At 63.1% G+C, this 19369-nt stretch carries 18 protein-coding genes; 5 read left to right on the top strand and 13 right to left on the bottom strand.

From position 1 onward, the window contains the following. Positions 1–87 precede the first annotated feature (87 nt). The 5 genes from EI983_RS13660 to EI983_RS13640 all read right to left on the bottom strand — a co-directional run bounded on the left by EI983_RS13660 (position 88) and on the right by EI983_RS13640 (position 6486). Positions 88–456, bottom strand: a complete 369-nt coding sequence (locus EI983_RS13660; RefSeq protein ID WP_157707921.1) for a CBU_0592 family membrane protein — start codon at positions 454–456, stop codon at positions 88–90. Positions 457–480: 24 nt separating this feature from the next. Continuing rightward, complete coding sequence (locus EI983_RS13655; RefSeq protein ID WP_157707920.1) at positions 481–2268, bottom strand: bifunctional helix-turn-helix transcriptional regulator/alpha/beta hydrolase; 1788 nt, start codon at positions 2266–2268, stop codon at positions 481–483. Between the two features lie 90 nt (positions 2269–2358). Then, entirely contained in the window at positions 2359–3222 is an 864-nt protein-coding gene (locus tag EI983_RS13650; protein WP_157707919.1) for an inositol monophosphatase family protein, read from the bottom strand. Positions 3223–3304: 82 nt separating this feature from the next. Then, positions 3305–5818: an ABC transporter permease gene (locus EI983_RS13645; RefSeq protein ID WP_157707918.1), complete on the bottom strand. Its 2514-nt coding sequence runs from the start codon at positions 5816–5818 to the stop codon at positions 3305–3307. Beyond that, entirely contained in the window at positions 5815–6486 is a 672-nt protein-coding gene (locus EI983_RS13640; RefSeq protein ID WP_157707917.1) for an ABC transporter ATP-binding protein, read from the bottom strand. Before EI983_RS13640 ends, EI983_RS13645 begins: the two co-directional genes overlap by 4 nt. On the opposite strand from EI983_RS13640, the gene EI983_RS13635 reads away from it, so the two are divergent. Next, positions 6485–7162, top strand: a complete 678-nt coding sequence (locus EI983_RS13635) for an arylesterase (protein WP_157707916.1) — start codon at positions 6485–6487, stop codon at positions 7160–7162. The two genes, EI983_RS13640 and EI983_RS13635, sit on opposite strands and share 2 nt — an antisense overlap. A gap of 49 nt (positions 7163–7211) precedes the next feature. Here EI983_RS13635 and EI983_RS13630 read toward each other — a convergent pair whose 3' ends face one another. From EI983_RS13630 to EI983_RS19470, 5 genes are all read right to left on the bottom strand, one after another. Then, positions 7212–7418 (bottom strand): cold-shock protein, encoded by a 207-nt coding sequence (locus EI983_RS13630; RefSeq protein WP_157707915.1) that lies wholly within the window; start codon positions 7416–7418, stop codon positions 7212–7214. A gap of 229 nt (positions 7419–7647) precedes the next feature. Further along, positions 7648–8202, bottom strand: a complete 555-nt coding sequence (locus EI983_RS13625; RefSeq protein WP_157707914.1) for a L,D-transpeptidase — start codon at positions 8200–8202, stop codon at positions 7648–7650. A 113-nt stretch (positions 8203–8315) separates the two neighbouring features. After that, positions 8316–8525 (bottom strand): hypothetical protein, encoded by a 210-nt coding sequence (locus tag EI983_RS13620; protein ID WP_157707913.1) that lies wholly within the window; start codon positions 8523–8525, stop codon positions 8316–8318. A 301-nt stretch (positions 8526–8826) separates the two neighbouring features. After that, entirely contained in the window at positions 8827–10482 is a 1656-nt protein-coding gene (gene ettA, locus EI983_RS13615; protein WP_157707912.1) for an energy-dependent translational throttle protein EttA, read from the bottom strand. Between the two features lie 127 nt (positions 10483–10609). Then, the gene (locus tag EI983_RS19470; RefSeq protein WP_198389301.1) at positions 10610–12457 is read right to left on the bottom strand and encodes a putative bifunctional diguanylate cyclase/phosphodiesterase; all 1848 of its coding nucleotides are present in this window, start codon (positions 12455–12457) and stop codon (positions 10610–10612) included. 138 nt (positions 12458–12595) lie between these two features. On the opposite strand from EI983_RS19470, the gene EI983_RS13605 reads away from it, so the two are divergent. The 4 genes from EI983_RS13605 to EI983_RS13590 all read left to right on the top strand — a co-directional run bounded on the left by EI983_RS13605 (position 12596) and on the right by EI983_RS13590 (position 16775). Then, positions 12596–13207, top strand: coding sequence for a nicotinate-nucleotide adenylyltransferase (locus EI983_RS13605; RefSeq protein ID WP_246162414.1), 612 nt, complete (start codon positions 12596–12598; stop codon positions 13205–13207). 58 nt (positions 13208–13265) lie between these two features. After that, positions 13266–14777, top strand: coding sequence for a D-alanyl-D-alanine carboxypeptidase/D-alanyl-D-alanine endopeptidase (gene dacB / locus EI983_RS13600; protein ID WP_157707909.1), 1512 nt, complete (start codon positions 13266–13268; stop codon positions 14775–14777). A gap of 136 nt (positions 14778–14913) precedes the next feature. Continuing rightward, positions 14914–15372 (top strand): YHS domain-containing (seleno)protein, encoded by a 459-nt coding sequence (locus EI983_RS13595; protein WP_157707908.1) that lies wholly within the window; start codon positions 14914–14916, stop codon positions 15370–15372. A 152-nt stretch (positions 15373–15524) separates the two neighbouring features. Then, the gene (locus EI983_RS13590) at positions 15525–16775 is read left to right on the top strand and encodes a PAS domain-containing protein (RefSeq protein ID WP_157707907.1); all 1251 of its coding nucleotides are present in this window, start codon (positions 15525–15527) and stop codon (positions 16773–16775) included. 67 nt (positions 16776–16842) lie between these two features. Here the strand turns inward: EI983_RS13590 and EI983_RS13585 are convergent, their stop codons facing one another. Genes EI983_RS13585 through EI983_RS13575 form a run of 3 tightly spaced genes read right to left on the bottom strand, consistent with a single transcriptional unit; the run spans position 16843 to position 19344 of the window. Then, complete coding sequence (locus tag EI983_RS13585; protein WP_157707906.1) at positions 16843–17640, bottom strand: metallophosphoesterase; 798 nt, start codon at positions 17638–17640, stop codon at positions 16843–16845. 4 nt (positions 17641–17644) lie between these two features. Continuing rightward, a complete protein-coding gene (locus EI983_RS13580; RefSeq protein WP_425500865.1) occupies positions 17645–18442 on the bottom strand; it encodes a carbohydrate ABC transporter permease in 798 nt (265 codons plus the stop codon). 8 nt (positions 18443–18450) lie between these two features. Continuing rightward, complete coding sequence (locus tag EI983_RS13575; RefSeq protein WP_157707904.1) at positions 18451–19344, bottom strand: carbohydrate ABC transporter permease; 894 nt, start codon at positions 19342–19344, stop codon at positions 18451–18453. Between the last annotated feature and the right edge of the window lie 25 nt (positions 19345–19369).

Genomic DNA, 19369 nt, shown 5'->3' with positions numbered 1-19369 from the left:
CAATTCCGTCTTTGAGCATAAAGGCGGCCCCGATAAAACCGGGGCCGCTTTGGCTTTGCTACTGAAAGATCCTTATCGAAAAGGCTTTCATGCTAAAATCTCCAGGTCTCTGCCGGGTTGGGTGCGCCGGGCCTTGGCCAGCCGCATGCCGATCCCGTAAAGACCGATCAAAATATAGCTCACCTGGATCAGGAAGGACGCCAGGTTGAACGCCCCCACCAGCGAGACAAGAACAAGACACGCCGCGATCACATTGGTCAGCGCAAAGCCAACCCCGTTCCCGCATAAATGCCCTGTCTGGACCAACTTGAACCCGATAATATAGGTCAAGAACCCGACGACACCGATGGTTTGGAGCGTCTCCGGATAAGCCCGTAAAAACTCAATAAATTCAGACATTTCAAAATACTCGTCTTCTAATGATTCAAAATTAGCCGGTTCAAAAATCAGCGTCATACCCCGTATGGGGTAAAACACATTTTAATTGCCAAGAAAGGGCGTCACACACTCCAGCGCATCGCGCCAGTGCCGGAAAAATACCAACTGTCCGGCATCGTCATATTCACGGTAATCGATCCAGGCGTGATCGCGCTGAAAATCGCGCAGGGTCGCCTCGGGAATCTGGGGGTCCTGAAGGCCGTTCATGAAAATCACGGGCAGGCGGCCCTTCAGTTTGTCGAGATCCTCGGACCAGTCGGTGCGCTGGCGCCCCAGGATCTGCATCGAGAAAGCGGCATGGGCGATATGATCCTCCGACAGGGCCACTTCCGAGCCGGTCACCATCGCTTCGAAGACATCGGGGTTTTCGAAGGTCTCCACATCCGCGGGGCACTGACCATAGACCGCGTGCACAAAGCCGCGTTTGCCGATCTTGCGGGCAAGCAGGAACCCGGCCTTGACCATGAAGGGCAACAGATGTGGCGTGTATTTCGCACCGGCCAGGATGAACCGGTGCCATTTCTCCATCCGCTCGAACTGCTCACGCCGGGTCAGCGGCAGCACCCCGGCACAGCCGATCAGCGCGCTGATCCGGTCCGGGTGTTGCAGGGCAAGCTGGAAGCCGTAATAGCTGTCACCGCCAAGGCTGATCACCGGGCAGCGCTTTACCCGTTCGGCATCGAGCACGGCGAAAATATCGGCCAGCAGCGCCCTGTCGTAATCGTCGTTCTTTTGGACCGGGTCGGACAGGCCATACCCGGGGCGGACCGGCACGATGATCCGTATCCCGCGCCGCGCGGCGTCGGCCTCGGCCGGGGCAGGCCAGCGCACCAAGCCATAATCCAGCGGCAGAAACAGCAGCGGTGTGCCCGTCGGTTCGCCCAGCACGAGGTAGTCATGCCGCCGCCCGTCAGCAGAAACGAGAGATTTGAACTCCCGTTCCTCCAGCTTGCCATAGCCCCGGCTGACAACACGCGGGCCAGGGGCGGCATTGAGCGTCAGGCTCATGATGTCCATCATCGAAAGCGCGAGGCGGACCAGTTCCACCTGGCTGTGCGTTTCGGTCTTGGACAGGATCGATTTCACCTGTGCGCGGATGGTATCGAGCGAGCGGCTGCGCTGCTCGGCAATCTCGGCAAGGCTGCCGCATTCCACCAGCGCGCGCACCACATCGGCCTCTGCCGCGGTCAGCCCGAAAGCCTGGCGCAGAATATCGCGGAACCCCTCGGGCCAGCCCACCTCGTTGGAAGCCGCCAGCACCAGTTTCTGACCGTCGGCGGTGGCGCAGAGCTGTAGCCGCAGCACCGTGAACTGGCCTTTCTGGGCCGAACGCACCCGCAGGATCGCCGTGTTTTCCGGGCTGTCCGAAAGCACGGAGCGCAGGGTGCGGCGTACCGCCTCGATATCTTCGGGGTTGATTGGCAGGTCGCTCAGGCGGGCACCTGTTTTGAGCCCCAGATGGGTGCGTGCGGCATCGTTCACGGCGCGCATGGATTGTTCGGCATCCATCACAAAGGCCGCCACCCGGTCGAACGGGGCCAGGATGCTTTCGATCTCATCCACCTTGGTCGAGGTGTCCACCCGGTCCAGAAAGGCGCTGGCCCGGTCGAAATGCCCGGCAATCAGCGGGTCGTCCAGAAGGCGGGGCGCCTCGAAATCGGCATGCTCGCGCAGGGGCCGGATGGCGGTTTCCCAATGGTCAAGCAGCGCCTCATAGCGCGCCGGATCCAGCGCGACATCGTAAAGCCGGTCAATCGCCGCGTTCCGGTCGGTCTCGGACAGCGTTGAATGCTCGCCTTTGCCTGTCTCTTTGCGCGAATGATCTGCCACGGGTTTCCATCCTTTCTTGACGCAACGTAACCGATTCCCGCCCCGAGCGCAGGTAAGGTTAACCAGACGTTAAGGAATTTTACGAAAGTTTCACGAAAGCAGAAAATCGAACCGATCGCGCAGCCGGGTCCAGCTTTCCTCGTCCGGGGCGGCCAGCAAATAGCCCTCGGTCACAGACGCGTTGTAGTCGCTGCCATCCAGCATCGCCACATGTCCGCCCGCCTGTTGGCAGATCAGTACCCCAGCCGCGTGATCCCAGGGCGTCATCATACCCGAAAGGCAGAAATCCATGCTGCCCCGCGCCAGCGTGCGGTATTCATGGCAGGAACAGCGCAGCACCTGGGTGCGTGCGAAATCCGGCAGGGTTCCGGCGATCAGCTCCTGAATGTCCTGCGGCATCAGATACATGTGAATGAAGCCGGACATCTCGCTCAGCGGCGCCCCCCGCGACACGGACAACGCCCGGCTGACCCCGATATGGCGGGCAAAGCGGGCCGGTGTGGTCTCGTCCGCGATGATCCAGTCATCCATCACCGGATCATAAAGCAACCCAAGCACAGGTTTGCCGAAACGGGTGACAGCGATGATCACGCCAAACAGGCTCAGCCCGTTGGCGAAATTCCAGGTGCCGTCAAGCGGGTCGATCAGAAAGCACAGCTCGGCTTCGGCGATCCTGGCGCGCAGCTCCGGATCGGCGCTCGCGGCTTCTTCGCCAACGATAAGCGCATGGGGAAACATCTGTTGCACCCCCCGTGCGAGGATCGCTTCGGCCCCCGTATCGGCCTCGGTCACAAGGTCGAACCGCGTGGATTTGGCAGTAACCTCGCCCGACTCCAGATTGCGAAACCGCGGAAGGATCTCGGCCTTTGCGGCCCGGCGCACCAGGTTGATCAGGCTGGTCTGCTGCGCCTGGCTCAGAGGTGCGGTCAACGGGATGGGCAGATTGTCGGTCATGGCGACACTCCTCGATCTGTCGGCAACTCGCCCGGGTCATGCCATCCCCGGGCACGGCGTTCAACCGCGTGAAGGGCTGTTCTCAGTCACGCGCGCGCAATATCGCCGCCGGGCGCGCGGTCAGCGGCCCCCAGGCAAAGGCCAGCCCCGCCAGCAGCGTCACCGCAATGCCCGCGGCAATGATGGACAGGGCCGAGGGCCAGATCACCTCGAAGTCGGTCTCGAAGATATACCGGTTCACGGCCCAGCCCCCCAGAAGCCCGGTGGCCAGCGCCACCACCCCCGCCACGGCCCCGAGAAGGATCGCCCGCAGGGCCAGGCTTCGCAGGATGCGGCGGCGGCTCGCACCCAGCGTTTTCAGAATGGCGGCCTCATATGTGCGCGTGCTCTGATCTGCCGCACTCGCACCAATCAGAACGGCAAAACCGGTCAGCAACGTCACTGACGCGCCCCAGGCCACCGCCGAGGCAAGCCCGCTCAGCAGGTCCGACACCCGGTCAATCGCATCACGCACCCGGATCGCCGTGACATTGGGAAAGGTGCTGCTCACATCCCTGAGCAGGGCCGCTTCGGCCTCGGCACCGGCATAGACGGTGGCGATGAAGGAATGCGGCGCGCCCTCCAGGGCGCTGGGGTTCATCAGCATGATAAATCCCATGCCCGCCGTCGAAAAATCCACCTCGCGCAGTGAGGTCAGCGTCGCCGTGATGTCGCGGCCCAGGATGTTGACGGTAATGGCGTCGCCCAGGGACAGCCCCATCTCCGCGGCCTCCTCGGCGGCAAAGCTGAGTTGCGGCGGGCCGGAGTACTCCTCTGCCCACCATTCCCCATCCGTCAGGGTCGTGCGGCTTGGTACCGTGGCGGCATAGCTGATCCCCCGGTCGCCATCGAGCACCCAGTGATCGCCCGCCACCTCGCGCGCAGGGCGGCCGTTGATCTGGGTGATGATCCCGCGCAGCATCGGGGCGCGGTCCACGCGGGTGACCGCGTCATCGCCTTCAACCCGTTCCAGAAACCCCGGCATCTGGTCCTTTTGCAGATCGACAAAGAAGAAGGACGGAGCCTGTTCCGGCAGATCGCGGGCAATGGCCCCCCGCAGATTGCCGTCGATCTGGCCCACGGTGGCCAGCACGCTCAGCCCCAGCCCGAGCGAGAGCATCACCGGCCCCGCTGTCGTCCCGGGCCCGCCGATGGCCCCCAGGGCCCAGGCCAGCGCCGGGCGATGCCGTCCCAGCCGACGGAACCGGCGGGCCAGTGCCTGCACCAGCTTTGCGGCGAGGGTGAGCAGGACAAGCGCCAGCGCGATCCCGCCCGCCGTCCACAGGGTGAGCGTCAGGGTCTGAGAAAACCATGCCGCCGCCGCCAGAAGCAGCCCGAGCAGCGCAAGCGTCGCCAGCAGATAAGCTGCCCGGGGCAGGGACGGGGCCTCGGTCAAGGCATCGCGAAAGAGCGTCGCGGCGCGCACATCCTCGGTCCGCGCAAGCGGCCAGAGGGTGAAGATCAGCACGGTCAGTGCGGAGTAGAGCGCGGCCTCCAGCATTGGGGCGGGATAGATGGCAAAGCTCGCCGGCACCGGCAGGCGCGCCTCGATCAGCGGGCTGAACAGCAGCACGCCGCCCACACCGACCAGCAACCCAAGCACAATGCCCACAGCGCCAAGCGCGGTCACCTGGATCAGATAGGTCAGAAAGATCACCCTTCGGCTTGCCCCTAATGTGCGCAGGGTCGCGATGGTGCGGGTCTTGCCCGCCAGATACCCGCGCAGCGCCGCCGAAATCCCCACGCCGCCCACTGCCAGCCCCGAGAGGCCCACAAGCACGAGAAACGCGCCCAGCCGGTCCACGAAACTCGCCACACCCGGCGCGCCATTGCGCGCATCGCGCCAGCGCATCCCGCTGTTTTCAAACTGCGTTTCGGCCTCGGACTGAAGGGCCGCAAGGTCTGTGCCATCCGGCAGCGTCATGCGGTAATGGGTGGAAAAGAGCGTGCCGGGCTGCAACAGGCCCGACCCTTCCAGCGTCTCACGCTTCAGCAGCGTGCGCGGGCCAAGGGCGAAACCCGCCGTGGCATTGTCCGGCTCGCGGATCAGCGCGGCGCGCAGGGTGATCTCTTTCGTGCCCAGGGTGAAACGGTCCCCCACCTCGATCCCAAGCTGGGCGATCAGCACCGGATCCAGTACCGCGCCATCCCCCGCCAGTGCCTGATCAAGCGGTATCGCAGGCTCCAGCACGACCTGTCCCACCAGCGGATAGGCTGCATCCACCGCTTTCACCTGGGTCAGAGCGCGGGTCTCGCCCACCACGGCCATGGATCGGAAATCCGCGAGTTCGGACAGCGCGACAGCCCGCTGCGCCATCCAGGCGCGCTCGGTCTCATCGGCAAAACGATAGGTCAGCTCCAGTTCGGCATCGCCCCCCAGAAGGGCCGCGCCCTGTTGGGCCAGCCCGGCCTGGATACTGTCGCGCATCGTGCCCACGGCAGCGATGGCCGCGACGCCCAGAATCACGCAGATCAGGAAGATGCGGAACCCCCTGACGCCGCCGCGCAGTTCGCGCCGCGCCAGCCGGGTCGCTTGCCGCAGGCTCGCAAGGCTCATGCCGCGATCGTCCCGTCATGCAGGGTGATCACCCGGTCGCAGCGCCCGGCAAGGGTCGGGTCATGCGTCACCAGCACCAGCGTTGCGCCATGCCGCGTGCTGAGATCGAACAAAAGCTCCACAATCGCCGCCCCATTGGCGCTGTCCAGATTGCCCGTCGGCTCATCGGCCAGCACCAGATCGGGCCGGGGGGCCGCCGCGCGCGCCAGAGCGACGCGTTGCTGTTCTCCGCCCGACAATTGCGCCGGGTAATGATCCATCCGGTGCCCGAGGCCCACCGCCTCCAGCTCTTCGGCGGCCCGGTCAAACGCGTCCCGGTCCCCCGCCAGTTCCAGCGGTGTGGCCACATTCTCAAGCGCGGTCATCGTCGGGATCAGGTGAAAGCTCTGAAACACCACGCCCACATGATCCCGCCGGAGCCGGGCCAGCGCATCCTCGGACATCTGCGCCAGATCCTGGCCCAAAAGCTCCACCGTGCCGCCCGTGGCCCGCTCCAGCCCGCCCATCAGCATCAGCAGCGAAGATTTGCCCGAACCAGACGGGCCGATCAGACCCACCGTCTCGCCCTTATGGACATCGAGCGAGATGCCCTTAAGTATCTCCACGGGCCCCGCATTGCCCCTGAGTGACAGGGCAGCGGCGTCGAGAGAGAGGATCGGAGAGGTCATGAATATTGCCCGTCTGGCGAAAGCCTCCCTCACATATGGGGTGGCCTCCATGTGGGGCAAGGCATTGGTGCTGTTTTGGTTTCTGTCTATCCCCGCCTGGGGCGAGGAGATCACGGTGCTGGCCTTCGGCGACAGCCTGACCCAGGGCTATGGCCTGCCTGCAGAAGACGGGCTGGTGCCGCAGCTAGAGGGCTGGCTGCGCGGGCAGGGAGCCGAGGTGCGGCTGATCAATGGCGGTGTCTCGGGCGACACCACGGCGGGCGGGGCCGCGCGCATCGACTGGAGCCTGACGCCCGACATCGATGCGATGATCCTGACGCTGGGCGGCAATGACCTTCTGCGCGGGATCGACCCTGCGGTGACCCGCGCCAATCTGGAACGCATCCTTGACAGCACAGCGGAGCGCGACGTGCCTGTTCTGCTGGTGGGGATGCAGGCGTCGGGCAATTACGGGGCGGAGTTCAAGTCGGCGTTCGACGCGATCTATCCGGACCTGGCCGCAGATTATGGCGTGGCGCTGTACCCGTCTTTCTTCGCTGGCCTGGGCGACGGCACACCTCAGAGCTTCCTACCCTATTTCCAGGGCGACGGCATTCATCCCAATGCCGAAGGGGTGCGCCTGATCGTGGCCGCACTGGGGCCTGCGGTGCTGGAACTGGTCGACAGCGCGCAATGAAAAAGGCCCCCGAAACCGGAGGCCTTTCCCGAAGTTCGTGACGCTTGGCTTACGCCAGGACGAGGTTCGTCGCAGCTTCACGGCCGTCGCGGCCGGCTTCGATGTCGAAGGTCACTTTCTGATTGTCGGCGAGGCCGGTCAGACCCGAACGCTCAACAGCCGAGATGTGCACAAACACATCCTTGCCGCCGCCTTCGGGGGCGATGAAGCCATACCCTTTTGTCGTGTTGAACCATTTTACGGTGCCATTGGCCATATCCGTATCTCCTACAGGTTGTGCTGCCCGCGTAAGTGCGGCAGCTCGGCTAAGTCAGTGCAAGATCGAGGACTGAGCCGTTAGAGGAGCAGATAGTCGATAGTGGTAACGTCGCAGCGGTCATATGACAGGGTTGGACGATTTTTTCAAGTCTTTCTCGCATAACAAAAAAACGGGCAGCCCTTGGAAAGCTGCCCGTCTGGCTGTCGGATCGGCGGAATGCCGCGTGTCAGAGGACGGTCACGGCCGTGCCCATCGGGACCCGCTCGTAAAGGTCAATCACATGGTCATTGATCATGCGGATGCAGCCGTTCGAGACCGAGCGGCCGATGGAACGCGGCGCGGTGGTGCCGTGAATGCGGAAATACGTGTCGCGCCCTTTCTGGAAAAGATACAGCGCGCGCGCGCCCAGAGGGTTGCCCGGGCCGCCCGGTTGCACATAGTCATTATCGACAAACTTGGCATAGGTGCGCGGCTCACGCTCGATCATCTCGTTGGTGGGGCGCCAGGTCGGCCATTTCTTCTTGGCCCCGATTTCGGCCTTGCCGGTAAATTCCAGCCCGGCCTTGCCCACGCCCACGCCATAGCGGCGGGCGACACCCGGCTCGGTGATCAGATAGAGGAAATGCGCGCGCGGCAGAATCAGGATTTGCCCGGATTCGTAAGCCGTGCTGATCTGCACGTCCTGCGGTTTGTATTTGTCTGCGACTTCAAATGCTTGTGCGGCAGCAGGCAGGGCGGCAGCGGCCGCGCCAGATGCCAAAAGTGTGCGGCGATTAATCATGCGTTATGTTCCCTTCTAACGTACAGACAGGCATAATCTGCCATGATATAAGGGCAAAATCAAAATCTGGTGAAGTGTTTGAGGTGCGATTTTTTGGCGCTGTGGCCGGAGGATCAAGCCTGTTGCAGCGCGCGTGTCTTGCTGCGGGTCTCCGCCTTGCGCGGGCGCAGCAGGGTCAGCACGATCAGCGCTGCCGCGACGGCCAGACCGGTGACGAAATAAAGCTGTACGGCGCCCCAAAGGCTGAGCCCGAACACCACCCAGCCGATCAGCGCCGAAAAGGTGCCGAAAAATCCGCCAAGAACAAGCGCAATCGGTGCCATGGTCTGAACCCTCCCAGGTGTGTCAGCTTGCAGCAAGGTTAATGCCGCAATTGGGGCAGGAATGGGGCAAGGATAGGTCTATTTCGTGAGGCGAGTGTTAAGGCAAAAGTGGATTGATGCAAGTATTAATGCATCTTGAGGTTGTTTTTGGCGGGACGTTGCTCAGCCCCAGAGGAGGGGTGGCGACAATGAGCCAATGGCGGAACTCAAGCTAAAGCAAGGAAAAGCGAAAGGGGTGCGCAGGCGAATGCTCTGCATGCGCTGCCGCGCACTGCTCACTTTCATGCCAACGGCAACACAGTCACCGCACAAACTTCTTATGCTTCAACCGCTTCGGCTCCAGCGCATCGGCCCCCAGCCGCCGCTTCTTGTCTTCCTCGTAATCCTCGAAGTTGCCCTCGAACCATTCCACATGCGCCTCACCTTCGAAGGCCAGGATATGCGTACAGATCCGGTCGAGGAAGAAGCGGTCGTGTGAAATCACCACGGCACACCCGGCAAAATCCACCAGCGCGTCTTCCAGGGCGCGCAGCGTCTCCACGTCCAGATCGTTGGTCGGCTCGTCGAGCAGGAGCACGTTGCCGCCCTCTTTCAGAAGCCGCGCCATGTGGACCCGGTTGCGTTCCCCGCCTGACAGAAGCGACACTTTCTTCTGCTGGTCCCCGCCCTTGAAGTTGAAGGACGAGCAATAGGCGCGGCTGTTCACCTGCGCATCGCCCAGCTGGATGATCTCGGCCCCGCCGGTGATCGCCTCCCAGACGGTATCGCCATCCTTCAGGTCATCGCGCGACTGGTCGACATAAGACAGCTCCACCGTGTCGCCATAGCTGATCTCGCCCGCGTCGGGCTGTTCCTGCCCGGTCAGCATCTTGAACAGCGTCGATTTACCCGCGCCGTTGGGGCCGATCACGCCGACGATTCCGCCGGGCGGCAGCGAGAACGTCAGATCCTCGATCAACAGCTTGTCGCCCATCGCTTTCTTCAGCCCCGTCACCTCGATCACCTTCGAGCCAAGGCGCGGACCGTTGGGGATGACGATCTGCGCGCGGCTGATCTTCTCGCGTTCGGACTGGCTGGCCAGTTCGTTATAGGCGTTGATCCGGGCCTTCTGCTTGGCCTGCCGGGCCTTCTGGCCCTGGCGCATCCATTCCAGCTCGCGTTCCAGCGTCTTCTGCTTGGATTTGTCCTCGCGCGCCTCCTGCTCCAGGCGCTTGGCCTTTTGCTCGAGCCAGCTGGAATAGTTGCCCTCGTAAGGAATGCCGCGCCCGCGGTCGAGTTCCAGGATCCAGCCGGTGATGTCATCCAGGAAATACCGGTCGTGGGTGACGATCAGGATCGTGCCTTTGTAGTCGATCAGGTGCTGTTGCAGCCAGGCGATCGTCTCGGCGTCAAGGTGGTTGGTCGGCTCATCGAGGAGGAGCATGTCGGGCGCTTCCAGCAGCAGCTTGCACAGCGCCACACGGCGCTTTTCCCCGCCTGAAAGGGTGCTTACATCCGCCTCGTCCGGCGGGCAGCGCAGCGCCTCCATGGCCACGTCGATCTGGCTGTCCAGATCCCACAGGTTCTCGCTGTCGATCTGGTCCTGCAGGGCGGCCATCTCGTCGGCAGTCTCGTCCGAGTAATTCATCGCGAGTTCGTTGAACCGGTCCAGCTTGCCTTTCTTCTCGGCCACACCCAGCATGACGTTCTCGCGCACGTTCAGGCTCTCGTCGAGCTGCGGCTCCTGCGGCAGATAGCCGACCTTGGCCCCTTCGGCGGCCCAGGCCTCGCCGGTGTAATCCGTGTCGAGCCCGGCCATGATCTTCATCAGCGTCGATTTACCGGCGCCGTTGACGCCGACAACCCCGATCTTCACCCCGGGCAGAAAGCTCAGGTGAATGTTTTCAAAACACTTCTTGCCGCCCGGATAGGTCTTTGAGACGCCTTGCATGTGATAGACATATTGATAAGCGGCCATGGCTCTCGCTCCTTGGAAAGGGTTGTTGAGAGACCAGATAGACAAGTGCAGCCCCGAGGGCAATCACCCTGACACGCGCTCAGGACCGCGCGGCGGAGAGGCGGGTCCCCCGAAGGGGCCGAACAGGTCAGGCCCGCAGGTTGGGGCCCTCATCCGATGCACTGCTCTCCGGGAGGCCCAGAAAGGGCGGGTGCGGGGACGCCCGCATCTCATGCATCCACGCGATGGCCTCGCTCACGGGCATAGGACGTGCCAGACCATAGCCCTGGATCATCGGGCATTGACTGCGCCGGAGAATGTCGAGCTGGCCGCCGGTTTCCACGCCTTCGGCCACCACGGCGACATCGAGCAGTCGGCAAAGGCGGATGATCGAGCGTACGATCATCCGGTTGCGCGGATCCTCCTCCAGGCGCGCGATCATCGAACGGTCGAGCTTGATCGCATCGATGTCGAACGCGGACATATGCGCCAGCCCGGCATAGCCTGTGCCGAAATCGTCCAGTGCCACCCGCACGCCAAGCCGCTTGAGCCGGTCCACCGCCGTCATCACGTCCAGCCCGTCTTGGTCGAGTATGGTGGTCTCCAGGATTTCGATACAGATCCGGTCGGGCGGAATGCCGCGCGATTGCATCGCCCAGTCCAGCAACCCCGGATAGTTCACATCCGCAAGGATCGAGCTGGACACATTGATCGACATGGACAGATCGCTGAATCCCTCCCGCCGCAGCGTGGCCAGCGCATCCAGCGCGAGGTTCATGGACATATAGTCGATATCCGCAAGGCAGCCGTTCTTCTCTGCGGCCATCAGAAATTCTGCCGGAGGCAGGATGCCGCGGATCGGGTGATGCCAGCGCAGCAGGGCTTCGAACCCGCTGATGCAGGTCCGGGTCAGGTCAAGCTGAGGTTGCAGGAAGATACCGAATTCGCAGTCCGTCACGGCCTTGGCAAGGTCGCGTGCCAGAAGCTGCTCTGCCTGCAAGCGGCGCCCCAGATGCGCGTCATAAAACACGATCCGGTCGCGCCCCTGGTCCTTGGCGGCATAGAGCGCCTGATCAGCCATGTGCAACAGCGCCTCCGTGTCGGTCACCTCACACGGGTCGGGCAGGCTGGCCCCGACCGAGACACTGACGTGAATCCCGCGCGCGCCGATCGTCAGAGGTGCGCGGATCGCCTTTTGCAACGCTTCGGCACGCTCCAGCAGCGCGGCCTTGGACGGGGTTTCGGGCAGGATCAGCAGAAACTCGTCGCCGCCCGTGCGGCAGGCCAGCTCCGCCTCGCTAATGGTGGCGCACAGGGCCGCAGCGACGTGGCGCAGCGTTCTGTCACCCGCGGCGTGGCCGAACGTGTCGTTGATATCCTTGAACTTGTCGATATCCACCTGCAAAACCCCGAGCCGCCCCCGCGCGATCTCGGCTCTGACCCGGGCGCTCTGCATGAAATCCCCAAGCCGTTTGCGATTGGCCAGCCCGGTCAGCGCATCGTGATAGGCCGCATGTTCCAGCTCGGCCCGGGCCGTCCCGAGGCGCTGCTCGTTACGTACCTGTTCGGTCACGTCGCGGCAGGTGATCACCACCTTTTTGTCGGTGTCCTTGGGCCCCATGTCGATGATCGAAAAACTCTGCTGGTTCCAGAACCGCGTTCCATCCCGACGGATATGTTCGGTGACCGTCAGTTGCGAGAAAAGCGACCGCTCGGGATCAAAGCGGAAGGCGGCGATCGCCTCGGGGCCGGGGCGCTTGTCCGGCGGCAGCAGAAAATCCTGCGGCTTGCGCCCCTGCATCTCCCGCAAGGTCCAGCCGAACATGGCCTCACAGGCCGGATTCGCCCATTCGATCCGGGCCGACATGTCCTGAAGCACGATCCCGTCGCGCATCCGTTCAAGCATCAACCCGAATGCCGTACCGCGCACCTGGCATGCGTCCCAGCAATTGTGCACGGGCGGTCCTGGGGGCTGGCGTTTCTCAGCGCGGGTCACGTCGGGGCGGTCCTTGTTGTCCACTCCCTGCGCATATGAAACCGCCGCGCTTAAAAATCAGTAGCGCAGAGCCACTGAAGCCGATAGAAAATGCTTCGGATTTTAAAGGGTTTTCTCGTGCCGCACTCCTCCTTGCCGATGGCGCGGGCCGGTCAGGTGATCGGCCTTCTGGGCGGATCGTTCGATCCGCCGCATGCAGGGCATCTGCATATCAGCCAGGAAGCGCTCAAGCGGTTCGGGCTGGATCGCCTGTGGTGGCTGGTCAGCCCCGGCAACCCGCTGAAAGAGCGCGGCCCCGCGCCACTGGCGCGGCGCATGGCGGCGGCGCGGGCGCTGGTGCAGGGCGATCCCAGGATCGAGATCAGCGATTTCGAGGCCCAGGTCGGCACGCGCTATACCGCCGAGACGCTGGCCGCTCTTCAGGCCGCGCGCCCGGGCGTGCGCTTTGTCTGGCTGATGGGGGCCGACAATCTGGCGCAGTTCCATCACTGGCAGGATTGGCAGAAGATCATGGCGCGCGTGCCGGTGGGCATCCTCGCACGGCCCGGCAAACGCACGCTGGCGCGCACCTCCAAGGCGGCAAAAGTCTTCGAACACGCCCGCCTGCCGGGGCGGATGAGCCAGCTTCTGGCGCATCGTGCGACGCCGGCCTGGTGCTTTGTGAATGTGCCGATGCGCGATATATCCTCGACCCGGCTGCGCCAGTCCGGGGCGTGGCCGGGACAGTCATCGGATCCGGCGAAAAAGTGATCAGGGCGGGGCGCAATTCCTGATTGCCCCACGCCAAAGCTGAGGGTAATTCTGAACCATGACGAAGCCCTTTTCCCGCCGCCTTTTTCTGAGCGGACTTCTTTCCGGTACGGCGACGGCGCTTTTTGCCGAAGCGCCCAAGGTGTCTCTGCGCCCGATGGCGCGGCCCTCCGGTGCGGCGGCGACGGCTGCCAGTATCAAGCCGAAAGCGGCCGGGGCGGAGGCGCTGATTGCTCAGGCCCAGCTTGGCGGGCGCGTGGGCTTCTCGGTCGTCGATGTGACATCGGGCCGGGTGCTGGAAGAGAGTGACGGCCGCTCCGGTCAGCCGCCCGCCAGCGTGACCAAGGCTGTGACCGCGCTTTATGCGCTGCACCGGCTCGGGGCCGGATATCGGTTTGAGACCCGCCTCATCGCTGCCTCGGCGGTACAGGGCGGAGTGATCAAGGGAGATCTGATCCTCGCCGGCGGCGGCGATCCCACGCTCGATACCGATGCGCTGGCCGATCTGGCGCGCAAGCTCAAGGCGGCGGGCGTACGAGAAATCCGGGGAACGATCCGCCCCTATGGCGGTGCCCTACCCAGCGTGGCCGAGATCGACCGCGATCAGCCCGACCATGTGGCGTATAATCCGACGGTCTCGGGCCTCAACCTGAATTTCAACCGCGTGCATTTCGAATGGAAGCGCAGCGGCAATGGCTATGCGGTCACGATGGATGCGCGCTCGGCCAAGTACCGGCCGGAGGTGCGTGTCGCCCGGATGAGCGTCGCCGCCCGCGAGATGCCGGTCTATACCTATGCCGACAAGGGCGACCATGACGCCTGGACCGTCGCCAGCAAGGCGCTGGGCAAGGGCGGGGCGCGCTGGTTGCCGGTGCGCAAGCCCGAGGCCTATGCCGCCGAGGTGTTTGCGACCTTCGCGCGCGCCCACGGGATTGCCGTGAAGCCGGGCAAACAGGTGCGGACGCTGCCCGATACCGGAGTGGTACTGGCCAGCCACAAGAGCGCGCCGCTGCGCGAGATCCTGCGCGACATGCTGAAATACTCCAACAACCTGACCGCCGAGGCGGTCGGGATGGCCGCAACCGCCACGCAGCGCGGGGCAGGGGGGAGCCTGAGCCGTTCGGCGCAGGAGATGTCGACCTTCGCCAGGCAGACGCTGGGCATGTCGGGCGCGCGGTTTGTCGATCACTCCGGGCTCGGCTCGGCCAGCCGGGTCTCGGCGGCAGCAATGGCGCAGGCCCTTGCGCGGGTGCACCGGGCCGGGGCGCTCAAGCCGATCCTCAAGCCCATCTCCATGCGTCACGAGAATGGCAAGATCAACGACGCCCACCCGATCAAGGTCATGGCCAAGACCGGCACGCTTTACTTCGTCAGTTCCCTCGCAGGCTACATGACAGCGCAGGACGGCACGGAAATGGCCTTTGCGATTTTCGCGGTCAACGATCAGAAGCGCACCCAGATCGACCGCCGGTCCGATGCCCGCCCTCCTGGCTCGGCAAGCTGGAACAAACGCGCAAAGCAGCTTCAGCAGAAGCTGATCGAGCGCTGGGGCGCGGTCTACGGCAGCTGAGCCCCGGCACGGGCGGGCGCGGCCACACGGGCAGGCGTATACACGCAACATCACATGGGCGTGTCCGATATTGCGCGCAGGAGGCCGCTCTCCCAATCTGTTGGAAACCGACACAACCCGATCATGGAGAGAGCTCATGCCCACCCGCCGCCGTTTTCTGACCGCTGCCGCCAGTCTGCCCGCCCTGGCGCTTTTCAGCCGCCCGTCCTTTGCCGCCCAGCCCGAGGTTTTCACCACCGAAAGCGTGGCGATCAACGGTTATGACCCGGTTGCGTATTTCACCCAGGGCAAACCGGTGAAGGGCAATGACACCCACAAAAGCAGCTATAACGGCGCGACCTGGCATTTCTCGTCGGCCGAGAACAAGGCGGCATTCGATGCCGCCCCCGCCGACTTTGCACCGCAGTTCGGCGGCTACTGCGCCTACGCCGTCTCGCGTGGCTATACAGCCCCCACCGATCCCGATGCCTGGTCGGTTTACGACGGCAAACTGTATCTCAACTATTCCCTGCGCGCCCGAGAGCTGTGGAGCGCGGATATCCCCGGCAATATCGCCAAAGGCGAGGCCAACTGGCCGGCGGTGCTGTCGCAGTAAGCCGGTCCGCTGGTCCACGCGCCCCGGGCTCTGGCGAGAGCGCGGGGCGGCAAATCCGGTCCCCCGAGATTTTCTGCAGGTTTTTGGCTGGCTTTAGAGAATTGTTGAGGTTTTTGCACCAAGGCTGACGGCAAACCAAGAGCGAGTGCACGATGACCACTGCAGACACGGATGCCCACGTTTCCTTTGCCGCCAACGAAGCGCGGTTTTATCTTCACGAGTTGTTCTTTTCCCGTACCGATGCGCGCGGTGTGATCCAATACGGCAATTCGGTGTTTCAACGGGTCAGCGACTATAGCTGGCAGGAGTTGATCGGGGCACCGCACAAGATCATCCGGCACCCTGAAATGCCGCGCGGGGCCTTCTGGCTCATGTGGGACAAGATCAAGAAGCGTGAGCCGGTGGGCACCTATGTGCAAAACCGCAGCAAGGAGGGGTTGTTCTACTGGGTTTACGCGATCGTCACCCCGATGGATGAGGGCTATCTTTCGGTGCGGATGAAGCCTACCAGCGACGTGTTCTCGCTTATCAAGGCCGAATATGCCGCCCTGCTCGCGCGCGAAGAAGAAGAGCAGTTGACCCCGGAAAGGAGCGCTGAGGTGTTCATTGAGCGGCTGGACGCGCTCGGCTTTCCTGATTACGAAAGCTTCATGGCGCATGCCGCGCGTCAGGAAAGCAAGGCGCGCAGCAAGGCGCTGAAAAAGCCGCGGGACGAGGCCGCTTTCATCTTCAGCACCATGACCAATGCCCTGCGCACCGTAAGGCGCACCGGCGAGGATATCGTCAGACAGTTCGAGGCGATCCGCTCCACCCCGCTCAACATGCGTATCCAGGCCGAGCAATTGGGCGATCAGTCGGCGGTGCTGAGTGTGATCTCGATGAATTATACAACCCTGTCAGATGAAATTTACGAACGCATCCGTGTTTTCCTCGACAGTTCCGACACCGCGCTTGAAAAGATCAGGACGGGCCTGTTCCTGAGCTGTACCTGCAGTCTGCAAAAGGAACTCTTGGCGCAGTTCGAGCGGGAAGAGCCGCTTGATAACGGCCTCTCGAAGGAAGAAGAAGTCGAACGCCTGCAAAAACAAATGTCGGATTACAGGCTTGAATCCGACAACGCCCTGCGCAGCATCTCCAATGAGGCGGAGCGGTTCATTTTCAACTGCGTCTGTCTCAAACGTATCCTGTCGGGGCTGAACATGACGCGCGTTCTGTCACAGATCGAGGTCGCACGGATCGGAAACGAGGCGCAGAGCATGAAATCCATCATCTCGCAGTTGGTTGACTTTCAGGCCAACACGCGCGAATGCCTCAACCTGATCGAGCGCGAAAGCATGGTCATCCGCCAAGGGGTGCGCCAACAGATTGCTGACGCCAGACAAGAGACTCTGGCGGCGTCCTGATCCTTAGGTCGCCTTATCGGCTGCCCGAGGCTGCCTTTTCCAAGCACCCGATTGATGCAGGTTTCGATCAGAACGGATATGGACCTTCAGCCTGATCAAGCGGCAGAACGCTCCACGTACCTCCCGGCCCGGTCTCGATCACGGCACAGCCTGTCGGGCCTTTCAGAAAACCCACCGGTGCCTTGGCGCGCAGATCCAGCGCAAAGGCCGAACAGACCGAAGGTGCTGTCATCACGCTGTGGCGTCCGACACGCCCAAGATGCACCCGGTGCACATGCCCGGCCAGCACGGTGACGTCCTGCGGCGCGCGCTCCAGCACTTTTTCCAGAGCCGGGACGTTGTCCAGTCCGATCGCATCCATGAAGCGGATTCGCGTGCGCAAGGGCGGATGATGCAGCGCCACGATCACGGGCCGCCCCCCCGCCATGTCAAGTTCGGCCGCCAGAAAATCAAGGCTTTCCGCGCGCAGGCGCCCGCCGCCCTGTCCCTCGACAAGCGTGTCGAGGCCGATCACCCGGCAGTCCGCCACATCCGCCGCCCAGTCGATCAGCCCCTGTTCCGGCATGATCTCAAGATCGCCGAACCCTGCGCGGAAGGCCGCGCGATTGTCGTGGTTGCCCGGCAGCGGCAGCAGGGCAAGCCCGAGCCGGTCCAGCTCGGCGCGGGCAAAAGCGTAGCTTTCGGGCGAGCCGTCATCGCTTACATCGCCGGTGATCAGCACGCCATCGAGCGCCCCCAGCGCAGGCCGCATTGCAATCAGCCGGTCAATCGCGGCCCGCAGCAGCGCGCATGTGTCCAGCACACCCGAACAGAGCTGGCCCGGGGCCACCACATGCAGGTCGCTGAGCTGGAGAAGCCGCGCCATGGCGTCACTTGATCCCGGCGCGCAGGAAGGCCTGGACGAACTGGCGCTGGAACACCAGGAACGCGATCAGAAGCGGGGCCACCGACATCATCGTCGCGGCCGAAATTACCGAGATATCCACGCCGTTCTCGGGCGCGCCAAAGATCGACAGCCCCACCGTCAGCGGCCGCGTGTCGGGCGAGTTGGTGACGATGAGCGGCCAGAGAAAGTTGTTCCAATGGGTCGAGACCGAGACCAGCGCATAGGCCAGATATGTCGGACGCGCGAGCGGCACATAGACCCGCCAGAGAATGCCGAACCAGCCGCACCCTTCCACCCGCGCGGCCTCGTGCAACTCCATTGGCACGCCCTTGAAGGCCTGCCGCATCAGGAAAATGCCAAAGGCCGAGGCCATATAGGGCATCCCCACGCCGAGGATCGAGTCGAACAGGCCCAGTCGCGACACCATGGCGTAGTTTTCCACGATCAGCACCTCAGGCAGGATGAAGAGCTGCATCAGCACAAGGATGAAGACAAAGTCGCGCCCCGGAAAACGCACCTGCGCAAAGGCAAAGCCCGCCAAGGTGGTCACGATGAACTGTCCGATCAGGATGACCGTCACCAGAAGGAAGGTGTTGAGGAAATACTTCAGCCAGGGCGCGCCGACCCAGGCGGTGCGGAAATTGTCCAGTGTCCAGGGGGCTGCAAGGTTGAAGTTCACCGCGTCCGACGTGGTGTGAAACGCCGCCCAGAACGCAAAGACCAGCGGCGAAATCCAGATCACCGCCAGAAGCAGCGCGCCGATGCTTTCGATATGCCGCATGATCGGGTTCATTGGTAATGGGTCCGCTTGTCGAGAATGGTGAACTTGATGCCCGCGACCACACCCAGCACCACCAGCACCAGGATCGTCATCGCCGCCGCATGGGGCGCGTCGAAGAAGGCAAAGGCCATTTCCCAGATGTAATAGAGGATCAGCTTGGAAGCGTCATTGGGCCCGCCCTTGGTCAGGATGAACAGGTGGTCGATCAGCTTGACCGAGTTGATCAGCGCATTGACCATGATGAACAGCGTTGTCGGCATCAGCAAGGGCAGCACGATCCGCCTTGTATAGGTCCAGCGGCTGGCGCCCTCGATATCGGCGGCTTCCTTCAGGTCTTCCGGGATCGTCTGAAGCGCGGCCAGATAGAAGATCATGAAGAACCCGGCCTCTTTCCAGATCGTCACGATGATCACGGCCCAGAGTGCGGTTTCCGGCTGACCCAGCCAGTTGATGCTGGGCAGGCCAAAGAGGCCGAAAAACTGGTCAAGCACGCCCAGCCCCGGCGTGTAGAAAAAGAGCCACAGATTGGCCGCCGCGATCATCGGCAGCACAGTGGGCGTGAAATAGGCGGTGCGCACGAAGCCGCGCGCGGGGATTTTCGAGTTGGCCCAGAGCGCCATGGCCAGTGCGATGGCAATGGAGATGGGGATCGTGGCCGCGGCATAGATCAGGTTGTTCGTGACCACTTTCCAGAACACCGGATCGGCAAACAGATCGGCGTAATTCTCTCCCCCCACGAACTCGGAGGGTTTGCGCCGGGTGCCCCTGGAAAACAGGCTCGACCAAAGGGTCGCGATGGACGGATAGAAGGCGAACAGTGTCAGCAGGATCATCGCCGGCGACAGCAGGAGCCAGCCATAAATGGCCTGTCTGCGCTTTTCGAGATTGATGTGCTCTGACATGATCCGTGGTCTGCCCGTGAAGAAG

This window comes from Roseovarius faecimaris, assembly GCF_009762325.1.
GTDB classification, from domain to species: Bacteria; Pseudomonadota; Alphaproteobacteria; order Rhodobacterales; family Rhodobacteraceae; genus Roseovarius; species Roseovarius faecimaris.
Note: the sequence above shows the minus strand (reverse complement) of the source record. Positions and strands in the feature narration are given on the sequence as shown.